At 50.0% G+C, this 20,720-nt stretch carries 22 protein-coding genes; 12 read left to right on the top strand and 10 right to left on the bottom strand.

Translation table 11 applies throughout. The features are described from left to right. Positions 1-30 precede the first annotated feature (30 nt). From KNP03_RS00190 to KNP03_RS00200, 3 genes are all read left to right on the top strand, one after another. Positions 31-504: a GNAT family N-acetyltransferase gene (locus KNP03_RS00190; RefSeq protein WP_214823697.1), complete on the top strand. Its 474-nt coding sequence runs from the start codon at positions 31-33 to the stop codon at positions 502-504. 68 nt (positions 505-572) lie between these two features. Continuing rightward, positions 573-1,097: a PH domain-containing protein gene (locus KNP03_RS00195; protein WP_214823698.1), complete on the top strand. Its 525-nt coding sequence runs from the start codon at positions 573-575 to the stop codon at positions 1,095-1,097. Continuing rightward, positions 1,094-2,599, top strand: a complete 1,506-nt coding sequence (locus KNP03_RS00200; protein WP_214823699.1) for a PH domain-containing protein — start codon at positions 1,094-1,096, stop codon at positions 2,597-2,599. Before KNP03_RS00195 ends, KNP03_RS00200 begins: the two co-directional genes overlap by 4 nt. Before the next feature lie 192 nt (positions 2,600-2,791). Here the strand turns inward: KNP03_RS00200 and KNP03_RS13535 are convergent, their stop codons facing one another. Continuing rightward, entirely contained in the window at positions 2,792-2,914 is a 123-nt protein-coding gene (locus tag KNP03_RS13535) for a hypothetical protein (protein ID WP_276313786.1), read from the bottom strand. A 506-nt stretch (positions 2,915-3,420) separates the two neighbouring features. Between KNP03_RS13535 and KNP03_RS00205 the strand changes: the two genes are divergently transcribed. Next, positions 3,421-4,134, top strand: a complete 714-nt coding sequence (locus tag KNP03_RS00205) for a hypothetical protein (protein WP_214823701.1) — start codon at positions 3,421-3,423, stop codon at positions 4,132-4,134. A gap of 72 nt (positions 4,135-4,206) precedes the next feature. Here the strand turns inward: KNP03_RS00205 and KNP03_RS00210 are convergent, their stop codons facing one another. Next, entirely contained in the window at positions 4,207-4,917 is a 711-nt protein-coding gene (locus KNP03_RS00210; protein ID WP_214823703.1) for a GntR family transcriptional regulator, read from the bottom strand. 138 nt (positions 4,918-5,055) lie between these two features. On the opposite strand from KNP03_RS00210, the gene bglA reads away from it, so the two are divergent. From bglA to KNP03_RS00240, 6 genes are all read left to right on the top strand, one after another. Then, complete coding sequence (gene bglA / locus KNP03_RS00215) at positions 5,056-6,492, top strand: 6-phospho-beta-glucosidase BglA (RefSeq protein WP_214823705.1); 1,437 nt, start codon at positions 5,056-5,058, stop codon at positions 6,490-6,492. A gap of 97 nt (positions 6,493-6,589) precedes the next feature. Then, on the top strand, positions 6,590-7,399 hold the full coding sequence (locus KNP03_RS00220) for an MBL fold metallo-hydrolase (RefSeq protein WP_214823712.1): 810 nt from the start codon (positions 6,590-6,592) through the stop codon (positions 7,397-7,399). A gap of 141 nt (positions 7,400-7,540) precedes the next feature. After that, a complete protein-coding gene (locus tag KNP03_RS00225; protein ID WP_214823714.1) occupies positions 7,541-8,083 on the top strand; it encodes a helix-turn-helix domain-containing protein in 543 nt (180 codons plus the stop codon). A gap of 1 nt (position 8,084) precedes the next feature. After that, positions 8,085-9,071: an alpha/beta hydrolase gene (locus KNP03_RS00230; RefSeq protein WP_214823715.1), complete on the top strand. Its 987-nt coding sequence runs from the start codon at positions 8,085-8,087 to the stop codon at positions 9,069-9,071. An 18-nt stretch (positions 9,072-9,089) separates the two neighbouring features. Further along, positions 9,090-9,899, top strand: coding sequence for a CPBP family intramembrane glutamic endopeptidase (locus tag KNP03_RS00235; protein ID WP_214823716.1), 810 nt, complete (start codon positions 9,090-9,092; stop codon positions 9,897-9,899). Positions 9,900-10,011: 112 nt separating this feature from the next. Continuing rightward, positions 10,012-10,770 (top strand): glucose 1-dehydrogenase, encoded by a 759-nt coding sequence (locus tag KNP03_RS00240; RefSeq protein WP_214826128.1) that lies wholly within the window; start codon positions 10,012-10,014, stop codon positions 10,768-10,770. Positions 10,771-10,805: 35 nt separating this feature from the next. Here the strand turns inward: KNP03_RS00240 and KNP03_RS00245 are convergent, their stop codons facing one another. Both KNP03_RS00245 and KNP03_RS00250 read right to left on the bottom strand, forming a co-directional pair. After that, entirely contained in the window at positions 10,806-11,621 is an 816-nt protein-coding gene (locus KNP03_RS00245; protein WP_214823717.1) for a helix-turn-helix transcriptional regulator, read from the bottom strand. 138 nt (positions 11,622-11,759) lie between these two features. Next, positions 11,760-12,020, bottom strand: coding sequence for a DUF1294 domain-containing protein (locus KNP03_RS00250; protein WP_240544391.1), 261 nt, complete (start codon positions 12,018-12,020; stop codon positions 11,760-11,762). A gap of 208 nt (positions 12,021-12,228) precedes the next feature. Here KNP03_RS00250 and KNP03_RS00255 point away from each other — a divergent pair, with 208 nt between their 5' ends. After that, positions 12,229-13,011 (top strand): LysM peptidoglycan-binding and 3D domain-containing protein, encoded by a 783-nt coding sequence (locus KNP03_RS00255; RefSeq protein ID WP_214823718.1) that lies wholly within the window; start codon positions 12,229-12,231, stop codon positions 13,009-13,011. Positions 13,012-13,058: 47 nt separating this feature from the next. On the opposite strand, the gene KNP03_RS00260 is transcribed toward KNP03_RS00255, so the two are convergent. Next, positions 13,059-14,288: a cation:proton antiporter gene (locus tag KNP03_RS00260; protein ID WP_214823719.1), complete on the bottom strand. Its 1,230-nt coding sequence runs from the start codon at positions 14,286-14,288 to the stop codon at positions 13,059-13,061. Between the two features lie 114 nt (positions 14,289-14,402). Between KNP03_RS00260 and cls the strand changes: the two genes are divergently transcribed. Then, positions 14,403-15,869 carry a cardiolipin synthase gene (gene cls, locus KNP03_RS00265; protein ID WP_214823720.1) on the top strand — a complete coding sequence of 489 codons (1,467 nt, stop codon included), beginning with the start codon at positions 14,403-14,405 and terminating at the stop codon, positions 15,867-15,869. A gap of 43 nt (positions 15,870-15,912) precedes the next feature. Here the strand turns inward: cls and KNP03_RS00270 are convergent, their stop codons facing one another. From KNP03_RS00270 to KNP03_RS00290, 5 genes are all read right to left on the bottom strand, one after another. After that, on the bottom strand, positions 15,913-16,890 hold the full coding sequence (locus tag KNP03_RS00270) for a hypothetical protein (RefSeq protein WP_214823721.1): 978 nt from the start codon (positions 16,888-16,890) through the stop codon (positions 15,913-15,915). Beyond that, the gene (locus KNP03_RS00275) at positions 16,890-17,915 is read right to left on the bottom strand and encodes a DUF58 domain-containing protein (protein WP_214823723.1); all 1,026 of its coding nucleotides are present in this window, start codon (positions 17,913-17,915) and stop codon (positions 16,890-16,892) included. The genes KNP03_RS00270 and KNP03_RS00275 overlap by 1 nt, the downstream gene beginning before the upstream one ends. 1 nt (position 17,916) lies before the next feature. Next, positions 17,917-18,825 (bottom strand): AAA family ATPase, encoded by a 909-nt coding sequence (locus KNP03_RS00280; RefSeq protein WP_214823725.1) that lies wholly within the window; start codon positions 18,823-18,825, stop codon positions 17,917-17,919. Between the two features lie 98 nt (positions 18,826-18,923). Further along, a complete protein-coding gene (locus KNP03_RS00285) occupies positions 18,924-19,622 on the bottom strand; it encodes an amino acid ABC transporter permease (protein WP_214823727.1) in 699 nt (232 codons plus the stop codon). A gap of 9 nt (positions 19,623-19,631) precedes the next feature. Then, on the bottom strand, positions 19,632-20,480 hold the full coding sequence (locus tag KNP03_RS00290) for a transporter substrate-binding domain-containing protein (protein ID WP_214823729.1): 849 nt from the start codon (positions 20,478-20,480) through the stop codon (positions 19,632-19,634). Positions 20,481-20,720: the final 240 nt, after the last annotated feature.

Here is a 20,720-nt window from a genome sequence, read left to right on the forward strand (position 1 = left end):
GTTCAATATTTACAGGCAAAGGATGAGGAGATGGAATTTTTAACAGAACGTTGTCAGGTGAGACCGTTTCAACTTCGTGACATCGAAGCGTTCATGACATACCGAAACGATCTAGACTGGATGCGCTATCAAGGGTTCAAAGGGTTGTCTTACGAGTCGTACATCTCAACGTTACTCGATGAATTTGATCTAACAAATGGTGGACAACTGGCAATCATTCATCGAGCATCGGATAAGCTGATTGGAGATCTGTATGTATTACAAGTCGGGACGTCTTACTGGATCGGTTTTGCGATTTCACCAACTTATTCGCGGCAAGGGTATGTCCGGGAAGTCGTGTCCGAATTGATCCGTTCATTAAAAAAACTCGGAGCCAACGAGATACTAGCCGGGGCACACCGTGACAACATGGCATCGCAGCAGTTACTGAAAAAATTGGGATTTCAATTTGTAGAAATGGAGCATGACGATTCGATTTATCGACTCGATGTGTCCGCTGACTGAATCTTTTTTCGATACATACCGTAACATTAGTAAAGCTACATTATCTTTAACTGAAAGAGGGGTTCAATATGTCTGAATCAGAAACAACACCGGACCAACAGACTTCGCAGGTCATCAGTGGCACGCTTCCAACCCAGGCCCGATCTGTTTTCCGGATCACAAATAGCATCTTCTATCTATTGGGGGTGATTGCGACAATCGCCCTCGTCACCACTTCGATCGTGTTTGAGTGGCCGGTTTGGCTACAATCGATCTTTTTTGGATTGCTTGCTTTGGTCCTGGTTTACAGTCTCGTCGATTTCATCTGGTTACAAAAATGGAAGCAGGAACGCTTCTCGTATGTCGTCCAACCGCTGGAGGTTCGCCTGCATTACGGAGTCCTGATAACACATGATGTTTTGATTCCAATGACGAAAGTACAGTACGTTCATGCGAAGCAGGGACCATTGCTACGAAAATTTGGTCTCCAGACCATTACGATTGGCACAGCCGCAGGTTCGCATGACATCTATGCGATCGAAGCAACATTCGCCCAGTCACTACGCGAGCAAATCGCGATGTATGCCCGGATCGAAGAGGAGGAAGTCGTATGACCGAGGCGACGCTCTCATGGAGCCGACTCCCGAAACGCGTCTACTTATTACGAGTCATTGACACGTTGAAATCTGTCGCCATCCCTTTTGTGATTCTGTTCGTTTTGAACAATGACTGGCAATCTACGTTCGGGATCCTGATCCGAATCGGGGTCATCGTCTTTCTGGGGATCGACCTGCTTCAAAAATTTTTCGGATGGCGCAACTTCAGATATGCCCTCGATGAGAAAACGATGTACGTGACAGAAGGGAACTGGATCAAACGGGAGAAGTCACTTCCGCTCTATAAGATACAAAGTGTCCATTCCAATAGTCCGTTCTTTTATCGACTGCTCGGAGTCGTCGAGTTAACTTTTGACACGAATGCGAACAGTGACGATGCATCGTTCAAATTGGCAGGTGTGTTCCCAAATGAGGCGAAACGCTTAGAGAACCTGCTCGAGCAGTCACGTGTACGTCGTGATCGGACCGAAACGTCAGAAGAGGATGGTACACAGGCGATCCCGACTCAAAAACCGGAGAGTCGTCTCTTGTATTCGTTGTCGATCAGTGAGATCATCATCGCCTCTATCACATCTCTTTCGGTGTTTGCCATCTTTCCAGTGGCGTCTACAATCATCACATCGATCGATGATTTCATCAATTTGGACGGAGCATTCAATCAGGTCGAAGACTATGTCCTCCATGCCTCAATCATCGGGATCGGGATTCTCGTCATCAGTATCTTGATCTTTTCAGTCGTCATCGGGATGGCGATTAATTTGTTGAAGTACGGGAATTTCCGACTTGAACGGAGAGGGGAACGAATCCGGGTGGAAAAAGGACTGTTGAATCGTTCAGCGAAGGAAATCCCGTATGACAAGATTCAGGCCATCCGAATCAAAGAGACGTTCATCCGTCGTTGGTTCCATATCGTCGGGGTAGAACTTGTCGCAGCGGGTACGATGGAAGAAGTGAAAAATGAATCCTCTACAATCTTGCCTTTTGTAAAACGCGAAAACGCGTTACAGGTGCTCCGGGAACATTTTGATCAGTTCCAATGGTCCGAGACGCTCCAACGGTTACCGAGACGATCCCTTTGGATCAAACTGTTTCGGATGAGCTGGATAGGAATCGCGGTCACCGGGGTCGTCCTCTTTTTCTATCGCGAATACGGCTGGTGGCTCCTCTTCTTATGGGGCATCATCATCGGCGGCCGTTTTTTAAGTTACGTCACGACCAAATACGCACGCACCGGAGACTACATCCAGTTAAGAAGCGGGGCGTTCAATGTCCGTTCATTCTTGACCGACAAACCACGGATCGAACAGATTCAGGTGACACAAACGCCTTTGCAGCGTCGCTTCAACTTGTGTGATGTTCAGTTCTCGACTCGCGGCGGACTGTTGTCGACCGAATCCATCGCGGACATCCCGAGAGAGGATGCCGATGCTATGCTCGAGTGGTTCTCTCGATATACCGAACAACCCATAAAACATGAGGGGGAAGAAAACCACGGTTGAGCCATATGAATTCTTGTTCAAATAAGGTTTCTACTACTGAAATCAAGGATAAAGTATGGTATGATGCAAATAGAAAGAGACCGGTGCTGGACACACCGACCTCTGGCTTACAGGCTACCACTTTAAGAGTGGTCTCAGCCGCCACAATGGTTAGTGAATCAGAAAGTGACCCATCTCATTGCGCCGAGGGGGTCATTTTTTTGTGCGTTCAGACGTTGCACGATCGGATGATTGGTGGATAACCAAGTGAACGATGATCGGAGCGAGGATCGGGATCATGACATAATCCCCGACCCAGGTCCATAGTTGTTCCATCCGCACCACCGCCTTCCTCCATCGTGGACTTGGCGGCTGACCCCACTATTGCTGCGTTAACCTGCCCTTTCATTATAGCAGATTCGAAGGAAAAAATGCGTTAAAATAGAGAACGTTTGTTCTTGTTTTGTAAAATGAACCTTTCGATGGAGTCAGTAGCCAAGCTAGGTAGAAAGGCGTAGCGTGTATACACGGACCCGTTCTACAGCATGCACAGGACAGAATATGTAGAAAATTCAATTCTGTAAAAGTATTATATGATATAATTGCCTTAATCTAGAAAATGCGTTGCCGTTGTGGATAATATATACTGAATCAACACCTTTTCACAATTTATGAGTCGTTCACGTGAACCCGTCAATTTTATGCGAAAAGAAGTGACATGATTCGATTTTGATCCATGACCCGATCGGCAACCACCAATCTAAAAATGCGTCATTAAAGATTTTTCTAAACGTGACTTTTTGACAGACTGAAAAAGTCATCAAGAATGAGGAGGAAAAATGATGAAACGAGCATTATTTGGCACAATTGGAGCACTCGGACTCACGTTCTGTCTAACCGCCCCAGCATCTGCAGACATGACGGAGACTTCCGCAGAACGGTTTGCAAAGAAATACTTTAAAGACATCGTCTTAGATCATATCCATGGCGATGACCCGACAGGTTATCACATGACGGACAGTGAAGCGATTGCATTCGGGCCGCTTCAAGAAACGTATATCCCGTCGTCTGCTTGTTATAATACCGGAGAAACCTGTACATTCGTCCCGACGAAAGAATTTGTCGCTACCGTCTTACAAGATGGTGAACCCGTGAACGTCATCGGCACGTACGAACAATCAGCGGATACATATGCGTTCTCAACGTTTGGTTCAGATGAAGAGACACCGGCAGCGCTGATGGATGTAAAAGGGAAGTTGATCTCAGACGCGAAAGAGTCTGCCTGGTTCGACTTTGACGGGGACACGTTAACGGCCCTGACGTCCAAATCGAAAGAAGTAATCGGAGGAGACGCCATCTCAGTCGAAGACTACCAGTCCTTCTTGATCGAAGAGAGAGCGAATCCGACAGGAACGGTTGAAGAGGGAATGATGGGTGGATCGACTAGTTCGGAAGAGACGAATTCTGAGTCGAACACAACTCGCTACTTTGGCTTCGCATTTCTTGCGATGTTGCCATTCGGGTATTTGGTGTACCGGAGACGAAAAACGATTTGAACATAGGAATCAGACTCGATGATTCCAACATATATTATGAAAATCCCTCATGCCACAGCATGAGGGATTTTTTTATAGATAGGGTCCGTTCGCCTGGATGACGAACTGGGAATGTTCATAGTGATACGTGATACGGGAATAGTCAAAGGGTGTCCCATTGGATAAGTGAAAGATGGATTCGATCCGTAAAGTCGGGTCACCTATGTTCAACTGAAGCAACCTCGCTTCTTTCTCCTGCAATCGCCCGACCTGCATATACATGTCGGAAAACCCGATCGTGATGCCGAGCGCGCTTTGAATGTAATCGAAGATGGAGTCTGTCACGATTTCCCGATTCAGGTATGGGACGATTTCTTTCACATAAAAAGATTCTTCCACGCAGAACAATTCGCCGTCGACGTAACGGATCCGTTCGATGTGATAGACATCGGCTTCTGTTGAAATCCCAAGGTTTTGAGACACCGTTTCATCCGGCTTCATGATGGAGAGGTCGAGTACGTCCGAGGTCAGGACGCGGTCGCCGAGATTCCTTTTGAATCCTTGCGTGGAGAATAAACTCATATATCCTGGCCGGTTATGTCGGCGCACAAAAATCCCGCTTCCCCGAAGTTGAAAGATGACGCCTTTTCGTTCGAGCAGTTCTAGCGCTTTGGTGATCGTGCTTTTACTGACCGCATATTGTCGCATCAGTTGCTCGAGCACGGGTAACTTATCCCCTTGTTTCAAATCGTGTTGATTGATGTACTGTTCGATCTCGTCTGCAATTTGCTGGTATTTTAACATGGCCATTCCTCGCTTTATATTCACTGGTACCATTATAGCATGACACGATGTGAACAAGGATCTAAATATACCGACCTTGTATAATTGTACCGGTACAATTATACTTGACGTGTATGATTCGAAAAGGAGGAACAGAGAGTGAAGACTTTACCGAAAGACTTTTTATGGGGCGGCGCCCTTGCCGCCCATCAATTCGAAGGTGGTTGGAATGCTGACGGGAAAGGACCGAGCGTCGTCGATGTGATGACTGCCGGTGCACACGGGGTGCCTCGACGCATCACAGACGAGATTGAACCGGACACGTTCTATCCGAACCACGAGGCAATCGATTTTTACCATCGTTATAAAGAAGACGTGGCGCTCTTTGCCGAGATGGGATTGAAGTGCCTCCGCACCTCGATCGGTTGGAGTCGCATCTTCCCAAACGGCGATGATGCAGAACCGAACGAGGCGGGTCTCCAATTTTATGACGATCTATTCGACGAACTGCTCAAATACGACATCGAACCGATCATCACGCTTTCTCATTTCGAGATGCCGCTCCACCTTGCCCGTGAATACGGTGGCTTCCGAAATCGGGAGGTCGTCGAGCATTTCGTCCGTTTTGCAGAGGTCTGTTTCGACCGTTACAAAGACAAGGTCAAGTATTGGATGACATTCAACGAGATCAACAACAAGATGGACGTCAACAATCCGCTCTTCCTCTGGACGAATTCCGGTGTCCTTCTAGAGGAAAGGGAGAACGCGCGTGAAGTCATGTATCAGACCGGACATCACGAACTGATTGCGAGCGCCCTCGCCGTCGCCAAAGGGAAAGCGATCAATCCGAATTTTGAGATCGGCGCCATGGTCTCTCACGTTCCGATTTATCCGTACTCGTCAAACCCGGACGATGTTATGCTCGCAGAAGAGATGATGCGTCAACGCTATTTCTTCCCGGACGTTCAAGTACGTGGGTTCTATCCGAGTTACGCCTTGAACGAGTTCGAGCGGGAAGGGTACAACATCCCAATCCTTGAAGGGGACGAAGAAATCTTACAGAACGGAAAGGTCGATTACCTCGGCTTCAGCTATTATATGTCGACGACCGTGAAAAGTGACGTCATTGCGGACAACAGCGGAGATATCGTGAACGGTGGTTTACCGAACGGTGTTGAGAATCCGTATATCCAATCGAGTGACTGGGGCTGGGCGATTGATCCGGTCGGTCTCCGCTATGTGCTCAACCGACTCTATGACCGGTACCAAATTCCACTCTTCATTGTGGAGAATGGATTTGGTGCCGTCGATGAGATTGTCGACGGGAAGATTCATGACGCAGCCCGAATCGATTATTTGAAGGCGCATATCGAACAATTGAAGCAGGCCGTCCTCTATGACGGGGTCGACTTGATTGGGTACACACCTTGGGGCATCATCGACATCGTCTCGTTCACGACAGGAGAGATGAAGAAACGATACGGAATGATCTACGTCGACCGTGACAATGAAGGGAACGGTTCAATGGAACGGATGAAGAAAGACTCGTTCAACTGGTACAAGCGGGTCATCGCAACGAACGGGGAAGACCTCTAAAGATTGAATGATACAGCGAAGACCTAAACTTTCCATTAGGTTCTTCGCTGTTTTCCTATATACTGAAATCAGATAGGTCAGTGGAGGGGGAAATGAAATGAAGCTTGCTACACACGGGGAAGTAACGGCGGTTCAGGCACATGTGAAACGGGGACCGTTCAGTATGAACATGTATGTCTATTACATCGACGGCATGCTCATCGACACGGGCACGCGGACGATGCTTGACGAGCTAAAAACGTTTTATCAATCCGTCCCGATCGATCTGGTCAGTATCACGCACCCGCATGAAGACCATATCGGGACCGCCGCCTGGCTAGAACAGCAATACGGCATGCCCATCTACATACGCGAATCGGCCATCGATCTATGTAGTCAAGGTCTCGATATCCCCAAATATCGCGCCTTGTTCTCGGGTTCACCGGAAACGTTCCGTCCCATCGGTTATGAACAGGATACCGTCCAGTCAGAGCATCACACGTATCAGGTGATCCATACACCGGGTCATGAACCGCATCATGTCGTCTTGTACGATCAACAGCACGGCAGATTGTTCTCAGGCGATTTGTTCGTCTATCCTTATCCGAAGGTGATGATTCCTGAGGAGTCTGTCCCAGAGCAGATCCGCTCCCTGCGGCGTGTACTCGCCCTTGATTTCGAGGAAGTCTACTGTCAACATGCCGGGTATTTGAAAGACGGGCGAGTCGAGCTGACAAAAAAACTGGATTATTTGGAACACTTGACAGACCAGGTTCAGGATGCCGTACGAAAAGGGGATTCGGTCGACGAAATCAACCGTCGCTTGTTCCCGGAACCTTCCCCGCTAGTCCGCATCTCGAATGGGGATTACGACTCACGCCACATGATCCGCAGTATTTTGACGGAGAGTTCGAATCACGTCCGATGACTGTATTCACACACCACTGATGTCCACACTTCGGCATCGTGGTGTTTTTTTGTTCGTGATTCCTTGACTTCGGATCAACGAACAGATAATATTATCAATAACGATAACATTATCAATAGTGATAACAAAGGAGGGGTGATGATGAACCAAGAAGTGTTAAAGAGCCTGCTCAATCCAGTCCGGATGAAAATCTTTCAGTTCGTCTTGATGAATCCGGATGCGACAACAGCGCAGATCGCCAATGAACTACCGGACGTTCCGCAAGCAAGCCTCTATCGTCATGTCAACAAGATGGTCCAAGACGAGATCTTGAAAGTCGTTTCCGAGAACAAGGTGCGAGGCGTGTACGAAAAGGTGTATGCAATCCAAAACAACCCGCTTGCCGCCGTCAACAAAATCGTCGACGAAGGGGACCGCGAGCAACTGTACATGATCTGTTATACGTTCGCGATGTCACTTCTCATGGATTTCGGATCCTATCTGAAACGGGACACGATCGATCTACAGGCGGACAAAGTCGGTTTTCGCAGTATCCCGCTCTATCTGACGGATGAAGAGAGCAATCAGTTCATTCAAAACATGCATGCGTTGATTCAGGAGTCGATGCATCAGGAAACAAACGAAGGCAGAACGCTTCGAAAGTATTCTTACGCATTCATGCCGGTAAACGAAAAGGAGTCATAAGATGACAAACAATCAAGAAGTACTCATCCAAGGGCAAGTGACGATCGGGGCCACCCTCACGAAACCGGAGGCGGCTCAAGAACTGTATCCGGCAGCCGTGATTATCGGCGGGACAGGCAGTATGAATCGAGATGGGAGCGGGGTCGGCTTCAAGATGAACCTGTATCGCGATTTGGCAGAGGAATTGACGGAGCTCGGATTCATCACCCTCCGTTACGATAAGCGCGGCGTCGGAAAGACCGGAGGGAATCGTACGACGGCCGGTGTCACTGAATTAGTGGAGGACCTCAAGCACGTCATCACGTTTTTAAAAACGCAGGACGGGGTGGACGCAAACCGGGTGATTCTCGTCGGACATAGTGAAGGGGCGATTTTGGCCACGTTAGCAGCGGAGCAAGAGTCGGTTGCCGGATTGATCTTATTATCCGGTGCCGGTGCGTCTTTAAAAACAAGTATGGAGGAACAGGCGCAGTTCTTGTTGAAAGAAGTACAGGAAACGAAGGGGCTCAAAGGCAAGTTGTTGTCCCGTGTATTAACTGAGAAGGCAGTCGTCCAAAAGCAACAGAAATTGTTCGAGCGGGTCACGGCGACCGATCAGGACACGATTCGCATACAACTCGTGAAATTCCCGGCGAAGTGGCTGCGACAACATTTGACTTACTCGGATGAAGATCTGCTGATGAAAATGAAGGCTGTCACGATCCCGATACTCGCCGTGACCGGGCAGAAAGATGTCCAGACGGACTACCGGAATCTTGAAAAGGTGGACGACTTGAATTCTGAATGGATTGAGACGGAAGTCATTTCCGACATGGACCATATGCTGAAGTCTTTTACCGGACGAACGAGCATCTTAGACGTGAAAAAGCAATACCGGAACGAGATCGGTCAACCGCTCCATCCCGAACTGATCCAGTCGATCGCATCGTGGTCACTCAAGAACGGAATTCGAATCGACCATCCCGTTTTACAATCCAATCCATTATGAACTGAGGAGGACCATGAGATGTCTAAACCAAGGACGAAGCGAGAACTGACGTTATATTTTGTCATCACGATGATCGTCACGTGGACTCTCTGGACGCCGGCTGTCTTTGACTCGAACGGCCGAGACGTACCGAGCGTCCTCCTGATTGTTTCGCTGATGGCCAGCTTCACACCGAGCATCGTCGGACTATCGCTCGAGAGAAGATTTCGCGGTGGCGCATCGTTCAAAGAAGAATTGAGAACACGACTAAGCCTGAACTTCGCAAAACGATGGTTGCTCGCCATCCCCGTCTTCTTTTTTGCGACGGCCGGACTCAGTTACGGGCTGATGCTCCTCTTCTTGCCGAACTTCGAACCGATCCGTCCGCTATCTTGGCAGATGGCACCGCTCGTGTTCCTGCAAATCCTCTTCATCGGCGGGGCGCTCGGGGAAGAATTCGGCTGGAGAGGGTTCGCATTGCCGAGACTGTTACAACAGACATCTCCTCTGAGAGCCACCCTCCTGCTCGGCGTGGTTTGGAGTTTCTGGCATATCCCCTTGTTCTTTATGAGCGGCACGGTCCAATCGAACATTCCGATTTGGCAGTTCCTATTGCAAAACACGCTCCTTGCCTTCTACTACACCTGGCTATATATGAAGACACGCGGAAATCTCGTCTTGATGATTTATTTGCACGCGATCGCCAATACAGCCGCCGCTCTCTTTCCATATTGGCAAACGGACATCGGGAGATGGATCGGTTTCGCCCTGCTCGCTCTCGGGTGCATCTCCTTATACACACTCCACCCGATACAAACGAAGGAACACATGGCTTCCCCAACTGATTGACCTCATCATTCGTGCGTGAATTCGGGTATAAAGAAGTGATATGTGTTGGGACGAACACCTATCACTCGCTGAACATGTTGCACACACTCATGGTAATGGGGAGGAATGAATGGTGAAATTATCAGGTAAAACGGCAATCGTCACTGGGGCAGGATCGGGAATGGGACGGGCCATCGCCAACTTGTTCGCCAAGGAAGGCGCCAGGGTCGTCGCGGTCGACTTGAACGGGGATTCGGTCGAGGCGGTCGTATCCGAGATCAAAGAAACGGGCGGGGATGTCGTCGGCGTGACCGGGGACGTCATGAAACAAGACGATATCGATCGCATGGTCGAGATGGCAACGAAAACGTTCGGCTCACTCGATATCCTCGTGAACAACGCGGGAATCATGGATAACTTCTTGACCGTCGGGGAGGTCACCGACGAGGTATGGGACCGGGTCCTCGGGGTCAATTTGACCGGACCGATGAAACTCGCCCGTGCCGCGATCCATGTGATGGAAAAACAAGAGACCGGCGGGGTCATCGTGAACAACGCCTCGGTCGGCGGACTGTTCGGGACCCGCGGCGGGGCCGCATACGTCGCTTCGAAACACGCGCTCATCGGACTCACCAAAAACATTGCCGCCACGTACGGGACACTCGGAAACATTCGGGCAAATGCCATCGCACCAGGTGGTGTCAACACAAATATCGGTGCCACCATCACCGCCCCAAGTGAGCTTGGGATGAAAGCCATCCAAGGGGCAGGGGAGGCTCCGATGGGTGAGGCGGAACAAATTGCCACTGTCGCCTTGTTTCTCGCCTCCGATGACTCGAGCTTCGTGAACGGTGACGTCCTGAAGGCAGACGGTGGTTGGACTGCCCGATAAATCAAAGAAGAGCCGACACGTGGTCGACTCTTTTTTTATGTAGATTCAAGTTTTCGATAGGCAAGCGGGGTCCGCCCGTGATGTTTCTTGAACGACTGGACGAAGTGACTGGCGCTGTTGAACCCGTATCGTTTCGCGATTGTTGCGACAGAGGTGTCAGTCTGTCGCAGTTCATTGGCGGCACGGTCCATCTTGCATCCTTGTACATATGCGAGCGGTGACGTTTCTGAATAGCGGGCAAAGATTCGGCAACATTCACTCCGACTCAGCTTGGCTGCCTTGGATATCTGCGTCAACGTGATTTTTTCTGATAAGTGATCCTCGATATATGTGACCATCGCATGGACCTGAAGATGGCTCGAACGATGCTTTCTTTCAGATGAAACGGGTTGCTGGATCCAATATCTCCATACGACCGCAAGTTGAAGCGTCGCATCCATCCAGGAAAACGGCCCGTCCGACCCGACATATCGGATTGCCTTCTCAATCGTCTTCAAGATCGAATGTTGTGCGCGGTCGGAAGTTGTTAGCAGGCAGTGACTTCGATTCGACCGTAAAAATGGATCGACGTAATGAGCGGCCAACTCAGGAGCAAACAGATGGCTCGGCTCTACCTCCAACCCGATCATGTATGCCTCCTCACTCAAACGACGCACCTGGTAACATTGATCGGTCGCAAGTAGAAGTCCCATCCCTTGTCGTAACGTCACCTCTATACCGTTTATTGAGAGAATCGCTTGCCCATCTTTTAGGTAAAACATGATGAAGCGGGAGGAAAACTGAATCTTCGCGAAGTAAGCTTGCTCACCTCTCCATTCTCGGCAGTGGATATTTGATTTTTTTATTCCCATCCTTACACCTCAATCAAATAACATTTTCTATCTCATTTCACGGGACCGATACCTCGAATTCATCCTTTGACGAGACGAATCGAACATTTTTGACATGAATCAAAACGACTTTCTTCTATATAATGGGGTGGATGAACCTCAAAAGATCATCCAAGCGGTCAACCCGGCATGAACGAGAATCGCAAGCGGCACTCCGATCCAGAATTTTGGTTTCAGTGTCTTATGACGGAAGAGACGCATCGCAAGATAAGCCCCAAAAGCCCCACCAATCCAGACAAAAGTCAACAAAGACCGTTCCGAAATTCGCCACGCCCCGACTTTAGACCTCCGTTTATCGATTAAAAATGACATAAACGCTAGTAAATTGGTCACAATGTAATAAAGCAGTAATAGTTCCAAAGACCAAAACCTCCTTCTCTCTGCCTCTATTATATCTTGAAATGGCTCTATAAAGCCATTTATGAAGAATAAAACAATATTCTGAAACTTCTAATCCACTCAAAATGTTCTGTAACTGAACTGATAACACACTCATATCAGCCTGTAATCGCTGTGAAATATAGAGGTGTTACAGTAAGGGGGCGTTAGAAAAGGGAGGAATATTCTTATGAAAAAACCACTATTGACACTAACGGCACTCGCTGGCCTTAGTTTCGGAGTCGCTGCTCCAGCTTCGGCAGCATCAACACACACAGTAAAATCAGGTGACACACTTTATAGAATCGCTATTAACAACGACACTTCAGTGAATGCTATCAAAGAAGCAAACGGATTGAAGTCGAACTTGATCTATCCGAACCAAGTATTGAAGCTTGCTAAATCACAAGCGAAAGCTTCATCTTCGTCTGAGACGTATACAGTAAAATCAGGTGATACGCTTTATCGCATCGCGTTGAACCACAACATCACAGTAAACCAACTAATGACTTGGAACGGTCTTAATTCTGACTTGATCTTCCCAGGACAAGAGTTTTCTGTGAAGGGTGCCAAAGCAGCTTCAGTCGCCAATGACGCAGCGACAACTGCTCCAAAAACATCAACTTCTAAACCAGTAACGAAAACAGCAGCATCTACAACACAAACGCAAGCACCTGCTTCAGGTAAAACGTTGACTGTTGAAGCAACTGCTTATACACCATACTGTGCTGGATGCTCTGGTATCACAGCTACAGGAATCGACGTTCGTTCGAACCCGAACCAAAAAGTCATCGCGGTCGACCCTTCTGTCATCCCGCTCGGCTCTAAAGTATGGGTTGAAGGTTACGGAGAAGCAATCGCAGGAGATACTGGCGGTGCCATCAAAGGGAACCGTATCGATATCTTGATGCCGACACAAGAGCAAGCGCTCAACTTCGGCCGTAAAACAATCACAATTAAAGTCTTGAACTAATTCAAGCTCATCAAAGACACTGCCATCGGGCGGTGTCTTTTTTGCTGTCATGATTTATTGTTGGTTTCCCATGGATTTTTGATTTTCGTCAAGCCGAGACGGTTCGCCAGCGGTTTGATGGTCAATCCGTGTAAAGCGACCGATAAGACGACGAGACCAAGCGTGAGCGGAAGCATCTTATCCGCATCTTCAATCCCGAGCTCGGTAATTTCCTGAGCGAAAAATCCCGTAACGGTCATGGCAACAATTCCTCTCGGGGCGATCCAACTGATCAATGCACGTTCCTGAATCGTGAGCGGAGAACGAAGTAACGACAGCTGAACGGATAACGGACGCACGATGAACAAGATGGCACCAATCGACAACAAGAGCGGCCAGTCCATCAAGTCGATTAAGCTCTCAGGGGACAGGCTCGCCGTCAGAATGATAAAGACGGTCGAGACGAGTAGGATAGAGATATTCTCTTTGAACTCACGCAGTTGCTTCAGGATCCGCGCATGCCCATACTTCGAGTTGGCCATCGTCAGTCCCATCGCCGTCACGGCGAGTAACCCGACCTCATGCATGACCCATTCGCTCATCGAGTAGACGATCAATACCCCGCTGAAGGTCAAGGTCGTCCGCAAATATTCAGGCACCTTCTCGTTCCCGAAAAGCCGGATCAACAGGTGACCGACCAGGATCCCAAAGAATATACCGAGGAAACAGGACCAGAAAAAAGGAAGGTGACTCGACAGACCGTCATTCTGATAAAAAATAAAGCCGATTCGTGCGACGAACAGACCGAGCAACGCACCAAGGGGATCGACGATGATCCCTTCCCATTTCAACATATTCGCGACTCGTGGTTGCAGGTTCGCCTGTCGAAGAAGCGGGATGACGACGGTCGGCCCGGTCACGACGAACAATGCCCCGAGCGTGAACGCGGGCAGCCAGTGCAGATCCCCTACAAAGATCAGGATCAGCGAACTCGTGATAAATGAGATGAACACCCCGACCGTGACCAGCCGGAAAATATACCGGCGCAACGCATCGATCTCACGAAATTCCAGACTGAGGCTCCCTTCAAACAAGATCAAAGCGACCGCAATCGAGATAAGCGGGCTGTACGTATCCCCAAGGATCTCGACCGGGTCGAGCCAGCCAAAAATCGGTCCGATCAAAATACCGGACAAGGTCATCATGAGGATGGCAGGGAAATCAAAACGCCATGCTACAAGTTGCGAGAGTGCACCAATTAAGACGAGCAAGCTAAAGCCGATCATCATATCTTCCATGTCGTCACCCCATTTCATAAGCACAACACTAATGTATACCCCTTTCGTCACAATTCATCTGCTAAGCTTGTCCATTTTCGGGTAAGAATTGAAAGAAAGGGAGGGGTTATCGCGATGGAAGTGACACTCGGCGTCATCATCATCATTCTGACATGGTTGATATTACTGCTCAATCTGACATTTGCTATCACCATCATCTTTTTTGAACGGCGGGACATTGGGACGACATGGGCCTGGCTCCTCGTACTGTTCTTCTTGCCGCTCATCGGATTCTTTGTGTACATCTTCTTCGGACGTCTGATCAAATCGCAAAACTTTTATGAGGTCGAGGAAGAAAAACGGGAGGCGTACCATCACCACGTCGAATCTCAATTGGATCAACTCGACCGAACCGACGGGCCGTTCCATCATCCTCTCTTATTGAAGCACCGCCGGTTATCACGTCTCAATCTCGTTTCGACGAACGCACTCATGACGTTCCATAACGATATCACCGTCATCCATGACGGGAAGGTCAAGTTCGAACAGCTGTTTCAGGATATCGATGCGGCGAAACGGGAAATCAACATCCAATATTACATCATCCAAAACGATCCGCTCGGCCAATCCTTGATTGGACTTCTGACCGAAAAGGCGAAACAAGGGGTGAAGGTTCGACTCCTGTATGATGCGGTCGGTTCAAGGGGACTGAAGCGTGCGCATTTCAAGACCCTTCTCGAGCATGGCGGGGAAGTCAAATCCTTTTTCCCGTCGAAACTGGGCATCAACTTTCGTGTCAACAACCGGAACCACCGAAAATTATGTATCATTGACGGGTCGCTCGGTTATATCGGAGGGTTTAACGTCGGCGATGAGTATCTCGGGAAAGACGAGCACTTCGGCTATTGGCGGGATGTCCATTTACGCATCTACGGCGAGGCCGTACGGGAACTGCTCGAGCGCTTCCTCCTCGACTGGAACCGCTCGGTACCGACGAAAGCGAAAGAGGAAAAAGAAGCTTTCGTCTGGCCAGAAGAGCACATCCAGGCGCACGACTCACCGGTACAGGTCGTCACTTCCGGTCCAAATTCCTCGACCGAGCATTTAAAAAACATGCTCGTCAAAATGATCACCGAGGCGAAGGACAGCATCTACATCCAGACCCCATACTTCATCCCCGATGCGAGTTTTCTCGACGCATGTCGTATCGCGCTCATGGCCGGAACGAAAATCAACCTCATGATCCCGAACAAGCCGGACCACATGTTTGTATATTGGGCGACCTATGCAAACGCGGCAGAGCTCGTCCGCTACGGCGCAGACGTGTATACGTATGAAGAAGGGTTCTTACATGCGAAGACACTCGTCATCGACGGCGAGGTCGCCTCGATCGGGACGACGAACATCGATGCGAGGAGCTTTCATTTGAATTTTGAGATTTCGGCTCTCGTCTTCGACCGGGATGTCGCCCAGTCTGTTATCGATGCGTTTGAACGGGACAAGGAACGGTCCGAACAGTTGACGGTCGAGCGTTACGAGACGCGAACGCGCTGGATCCGCTTCAAGGAAAGCGTCTCACGCCTGTTAAGTCCGATCTTATAAAAAACAGCCGATGGTCCGGGTTACCCCGAATCATCGGCTGAATTCATGATTTCTTCATTTGGGTCACATGTCGCTCGAATGATTCGGTGACGTCCTGCGGGGCTTCTTTCTCCCCATACTCAGCCGCCTCGAGCCATTCCGCGTACGTGGCGTAATCGATAAAGCGGATGCGCATCAACCAGTCGGATACCGTCTCCTCCCGCTTTCGAGGGTGGGACCGTTCCAATTTCCGGGCCGTCTCGAGCAAACGGACATGCCGCGGAGAGCGGACGACCCGCTTCTCCGATTCTGTCTGGAGTCGCTTTCGGACCGGGATGATCAATTCCTCATGGATATCCCGTCGTTTTTGCAGATAGACGAACAACACCACCCCGATCACGAGTGCGAAGAGGAAGAATCCGATCAGGAACAACGTCTCGTTGGATGCGGATTCGAGCAAGGTCTCCTGAGACATCGTTTCCCCGTCCAAGTTCGGATTGCTCGGCATCAAGAACCGATTGACCCGGTCATTCGGGTCCAGGACGATCCCATCGAACCAGCTGCCGATCCAAAGGAAGAACGGACGGATCCATAAGATGACGTTCCCGAACAGAAGCTCTTTTACGGTGCGAATCAATAGCGCGGCCAGTAAACCAAGACCGAGCCCTGCAAAAAGCGTCGTCACCATCCGCTTGTAGTCCCGACGATAGTAGAGATTACGTTGCCAAATCAAAAACAGGAACGGGAAGGCGACCATGGCAAGCGGCTGAGTCGCCGGAGGGAACAGCCAGTCCGTGATCAGGAACAGGATACTCGCCATCGCATAGCGGTCCGTCCAGTCGAGCGTCCGGATGAAGGCATGCACATAGGTGAACAACAGCAATAAGATACTCATCTCATAGGAGAAGTACAAAGCGCCCACACTAAGGAGGGTCTGAACAATGAGCTGGACGTTCCGGGACAACCGGAGTGTTGCCAGAAACAGGAGCGGATACACATGACCGATATAAAAGGCGGCAAACACCCACCATAACCATCTCATCACGCATCACCCCCAAGTCGCAGGATGGACTGGTTGCCGCTATACTTCGACACTTTTCGTTCGAACAGGGAACGGGAGAGCGGAAAATCACTCTCGGACAGACAGGCGAACGTCGTCATGATCTTCCGGAAGTGCGCCTCACCACTACCCGGTGGTAAATCGTACGTGATTCCGTCTTTCGTCAAGGTCGGCACGATCAGTCCGTAACTGGCGTTCTCTTTCTCAAAATCCCGGCAAAGGGCTGCAGCCTGTGAGATGAGTCGCTCCATTTGGTACGTGAGTGCCCGCCCGTCTTTCGTCAACAAATCGAGGACGATGACATATTCATTCGCCTGAACGGGCTGCTCGGTCCGTGCCAACAGTTCGCCCGTCTTCGCATAGGCCGACCAATACAATTGTCGCATTGGTTGACCATGATACGGGGTGACCGACTGAAACGTCTCCGGGTCCCGGTAGGCGCTATGTCGTACCATCTCTTCCCCGGGCAGGGTAGGCGGACGTTTCGGGATCGGATACGGCGAAAATTCGGGAAAGACATAGCCGATACGAGGAAGCGGGTCTTCTTTATACAACGAGAACATGCGGAGCGGGTCTCGAATCTCCATCCCGATCGCCTCCAATCGCACCGGTCCCCGTTTTTTGGCATGAAGCGGCATCGTAAACGGAACGGTGCTGCGGCTTGCGACGAAATTCTCTTGACGCCAAAACGCATGCCCGTCTGACTCGACCGTCGGATGAAGATAACCGGAGAGTCTGACGACACCGAGCGGTACCGGAGCCGTCGAGATCAAACGAATCGCATAATCCGCATCATCTTCCGGGAACAGCTTCAGCTCATCCGTCAGTTCGATCCTGACGTGTTCAGCCAAACGAAACATGAAGGCAGGCATCACGAGGGCATAGACGCTGAAGCCGATGATGACACTTGCAATCAACACGTTCCCGTAGAGGGCCGTGAACACACCGACGACGAACAGGAGCCACATATAGCCGGATTCTAAATAGCGCGGGCTGACAAGTTGCATGTCACACCTCGGATGGGACCGGGATGGTCTCGAGGACAGATTTGATCAGTTTGGACGGCTTCGTCTTCAATGAGGCTTCAACCGTCAACACGATCCGGTGACCGAGGATCGGTAAGGCGAGGGAACGGATGTCTTCTGGTGATACATAATCCCGTCCCTCCATATAAGCGTGTGCCCGGGCAGCCATCGTGTAGGCAAGGGTCGCCCGTGGACTCGGTCCGACCTCGATGTCGCGATGGTGACGCAACGATTCCATCAGGTCGAGCAAATAATCTTCCATCGCCTCATGCAACTTCACGTCCCGTACTTCCCGCTGCATCTTCAACAGCTCCTCGCGCTGCAATGTGAACGGTTCCGTCTGCAAGTGCTCATTTCGAATCAACCGGCGCTCCGAGTCCCGTGAGAGCGGGGCGAGTGTCAGTTTGAACAAGAAACGGTCGAGCTGTGCCTGTGGAAGAGGAAACGTCCCTTGCCCGTCAAACGGGTTCTGCGTCGCGATGACGAAAAACGGGTCAGGTAACTTTTGTGACACATCCCCAAGTGTCACCTGTCGCTCCTGCATCGCCTCGAGCAAAGCCGACTGCGTCCGTGGCGTCGTCCGGTTGATCTCATCGACCAAAAGAATCGATGTGAAGATCGGGCCGGTCCGTCGTTCGAACGAACCGGTTGTCGGGTTGAACAGTTCCATTCCTAAAATATCACTCGGAAGCGTGTCCGGCGTACACTGTACCCGTTGAAAATCCGCAGAGACAGACGTCGCCAAGCTTCTGGCAAGTGTCGTTTTCCCCGTGCCCGGACGGTCTTCGAGCAAAACGTGTCCACCAGAGAGTAAAGCGATTGAGGCGAGTTTGATTGCCTTCGATTGACCGATCACTTGATCGTTTAAATGTGTCGTCCAAGATTGCACCATAATGTAGTTCCCCCATCTATTTTCTGAATATTTATAAAAATGATAGCACACTCCGATACTGTCGGGGAACGTAAAACAAAAAAACGATGACTCGAAAGTCATCGTTTCGGTGTATCCAAATAGCGTTCAAAGTGTCGCTCCAGCCAATCTTGGAAGAAGGACATGAATGTACAGATGCCCCAGTAAATAAGCGCGACGACCACATAGACCGTCATATAGTCGAACTCACGGCCCCCAACGATCTTCGCTTTGTTGAAGATCTCAGGGACGGTGATCATCGCAGCAAGTGAACTCGCTTTGATCAAATCGAGGAACACGTTCGAGAGCGGGGGGAGGGCAATCCGTGTCGCCTGCGGCAGGACGACCCCTTTCAGGGTCAACCATTTCCCCATCCCGAGCGACCGCGCCGCCTCGACCTGCCCGTCATCGACGGAACGGATGGCCGAGCGGATGATTTCAGCAATATAGGCTGCCGAATTCAAGCTAAAGCCGATGATTGCTGCCGTCAATGCGGCGAACTCGATCCCGATGAACGGAAATCCTGAATACAGAATGAACAGGATGATCAGAATCGGGACACCCCGCATGAATGAGATATAAAACGTCGACGGATAACGAAGCATTCGTGTCGGCGACAATTTGCCAAGTGCAAGCACGAGACCGAGCAGTAACCCGAAAAACATGCTCACAAACGAGATCCAAAGCGTATTCGGTAACCCACCGAGGATATAGGGGAACGAACGAACGGCTAAATCGACGTCAAAGATGGCGTCCCACTTGATCTCCGAGAACGTCATATCGTCTGCTTATTCCGTCTCGACGACTGTCGCATCAACATCCGGTTCGACCGATACGTCTGCACCGTTATAGAACTGTTCAGACAACTTCGTCACCGTACCGTCTTCAAGCATCTCGCCAAGAACACGGTCGATATTCTCCTGAAGCTCCGCATTTTCCTTATCCATCAAGAAAGCGACGTCTTGTGGGTTGTAGGCGATATCCGGGTGGATCGTGATATCGAACTCAGGGAAGTAGGCGAGGGCGAGGGTCTGCAAGTAGTAATCGTTCAAGATGACATCCGTGCGACCAGTCGAGACGTCCCGCAAATATTGGTCGTTCGTCGCGTTGTCGTAGATGACTTCCTCTGCACCGTATTGACGCGCAACTTCCATAAAGACGGTAGTCGCTTCTCCGGCTGCTTTTTTCCCTTTCAAGTCTTCGAGTGATTCGATGCCAGAAAGGTCACTCTTCCGGACGATGGCCGTCCCGTATGTGTGCTTGTAAGGTGTCGAGAAGGCAAACTTCTCTTTACGGTCTTCTGTGACCGAGATGTCGTTCGCTGCGACATCGATTTGACCGTTTTGTACGTTCGTCAACATGTTGTCAAACGCCATTTCTTTGAATTGGACCTCGAGGTCGAGTCGTTTCCCGATCTCTTTCATCAATTCAACGTCAAATCCAGTCAACGTGTCACTTTCTTCCTCGCGGAAAGAAGCAGGGTAGAGCGTACCGGCTGTACCGACCGTGAGCGTCCCTTCCTCCTGGATTTCCTCCCAACGTGTCGTATCGGCCTGTTCGGTGCCACTATCACCACACGCCGCGAGCGGGACAGCAAGGAAAAGGGCTGCTGTCAAACCTTTCGTCATTCGTTTCATTGTAATTCCTCCTTTAATGCTTCATCTGTCTAAAAATAGCATGACTCGTCCGCTCAGGCAACTGAGGAGAACTGAAGAACAGAATAATTTAAATGAATGAAACAAGAAATCATAAAACGCTACCAATTAGTTGAAATAGATAAGCAGGCGACTGGTACAGTCAAGAAAAAGGATAGGGACAGGGAGGTGGAGAGCTACATGTTCAGAACTGTTTATAAGCTTAAATCTACTTTTGTACGT

Source organism: Exiguobacterium algae, from assembly GCF_018617875.1.
Taxonomy (GTDB): Bacteria; Bacillota; Bacilli; order Exiguobacteriales; family Exiguobacteriaceae; genus Exiguobacterium; species Exiguobacterium algae.

What these genes read in the sequence shown, in the direction of transcription:
- KNP03_RS00230 (WP_214823715.1), top strand. Translation starts at nt 8,085, where the DNA reads ATGACAAACAATCAAGAAGTACTCATCCAAGGGCAAGTGACGATCGGG.
- cls (WP_214823720.1), top strand. Translation starts at nt 14,403, where the DNA reads ATGGAAGTGACACTCGGCGTCATCATCATCATTCTGACATGGTTGATA.
- KNP03_RS00205 (WP_214823701.1), top strand. Translation starts at nt 3,421, where the DNA reads ATGAAACGAGCATTATTTGGCACAATTGGAGCACTCGGACTCACGTTC.
- KNP03_RS00235 (WP_214823716.1), top strand. Translation starts at nt 9,090, where the DNA reads ATGTCTAAACCAAGGACGAAGCGAGAACTGACGTTATATTTTGTCATC.
- KNP03_RS00245 (WP_214823717.1), bottom strand. Translation starts at nt 11,621, where the DNA reads ATGGGAATAAAAAAATCAAATATCCACTGCCGAGAATGGAGAGGTGAG.
- KNP03_RS00290 (WP_214823729.1), bottom strand. Translation starts at nt 20,480, where the DNA reads ATGAAACGAATGACGAAAGGTTTGACAGCAGCCCTTTTCCTTGCTGTC.
- KNP03_RS00260 (WP_214823719.1), bottom strand. Translation starts at nt 14,288, where the DNA reads ATGGAAGATATGATGATCGGCTTTAGCTTGCTCGTCTTAATTGGTGCA.
- KNP03_RS00210 (WP_214823703.1), bottom strand. Translation starts at nt 4,917, where the DNA reads ATGTTAAAATACCAGCAAATTGCAGACGAGATCGAACAGTACATCAAT.
- KNP03_RS00195 (WP_214823698.1), top strand. Translation starts at nt 573, where the DNA reads ATGTCTGAATCAGAAACAACACCGGACCAACAGACTTCGCAGGTCATC.
- KNP03_RS00255 (WP_214823718.1), top strand. Translation starts at nt 12,229, where the DNA reads ATGAAAAAACCACTATTGACACTAACGGCACTCGCTGGCCTTAGTTTC.
- KNP03_RS00225 (WP_214823714.1), top strand. Translation starts at nt 7,541, where the DNA reads ATGAACCAAGAAGTGTTAAAGAGCCTGCTCAATCCAGTCCGGATGAAA.
- KNP03_RS00280 (WP_214823725.1), bottom strand. Translation starts at nt 18,825, where the DNA reads ATGGTGCAATCTTGGACGACACATTTAAACGATCAAGTGATCGGTCAA.
- KNP03_RS00285 (WP_214823727.1), bottom strand. Translation starts at nt 19,622, where the DNA reads ATGACGTTCTCGGAGATCAAGTGGGACGCCATCTTTGACGTCGATTTA.
- KNP03_RS13535 (WP_276313786.1), bottom strand. Translation starts at nt 2,914, where the DNA reads ATGGAACAACTATGGACCTGGGTCGGGGATTATGTCATGATCCCGATC.
- KNP03_RS00200 (WP_214823699.1), top strand. Translation starts at nt 1,094, where the DNA reads ATGACCGAGGCGACGCTCTCATGGAGCCGACTCCCGAAACGCGTCTAC.
- KNP03_RS00270 (WP_214823721.1), bottom strand. Translation starts at nt 16,890, where the DNA reads ATGAGATGGTTATGGTGGGTGTTTGCCGCCTTTTATATCGGTCATGTG.
- KNP03_RS00190 (WP_214823697.1), top strand. Translation starts at nt 31, where the DNA reads ATGGAATTTTTAACAGAACGTTGTCAGGTGAGACCGTTTCAACTTCGT.
- KNP03_RS00275 (WP_214823723.1), bottom strand. Translation starts at nt 17,915, where the DNA reads ATGCAACTTGTCAGCCCGCGCTATTTAGAATCCGGCTATATGTGGCTC.
- KNP03_RS00220 (WP_214823712.1), top strand. Translation starts at nt 6,590, where the DNA reads ATGAAGCTTGCTACACACGGGGAAGTAACGGCGGTTCAGGCACATGTG.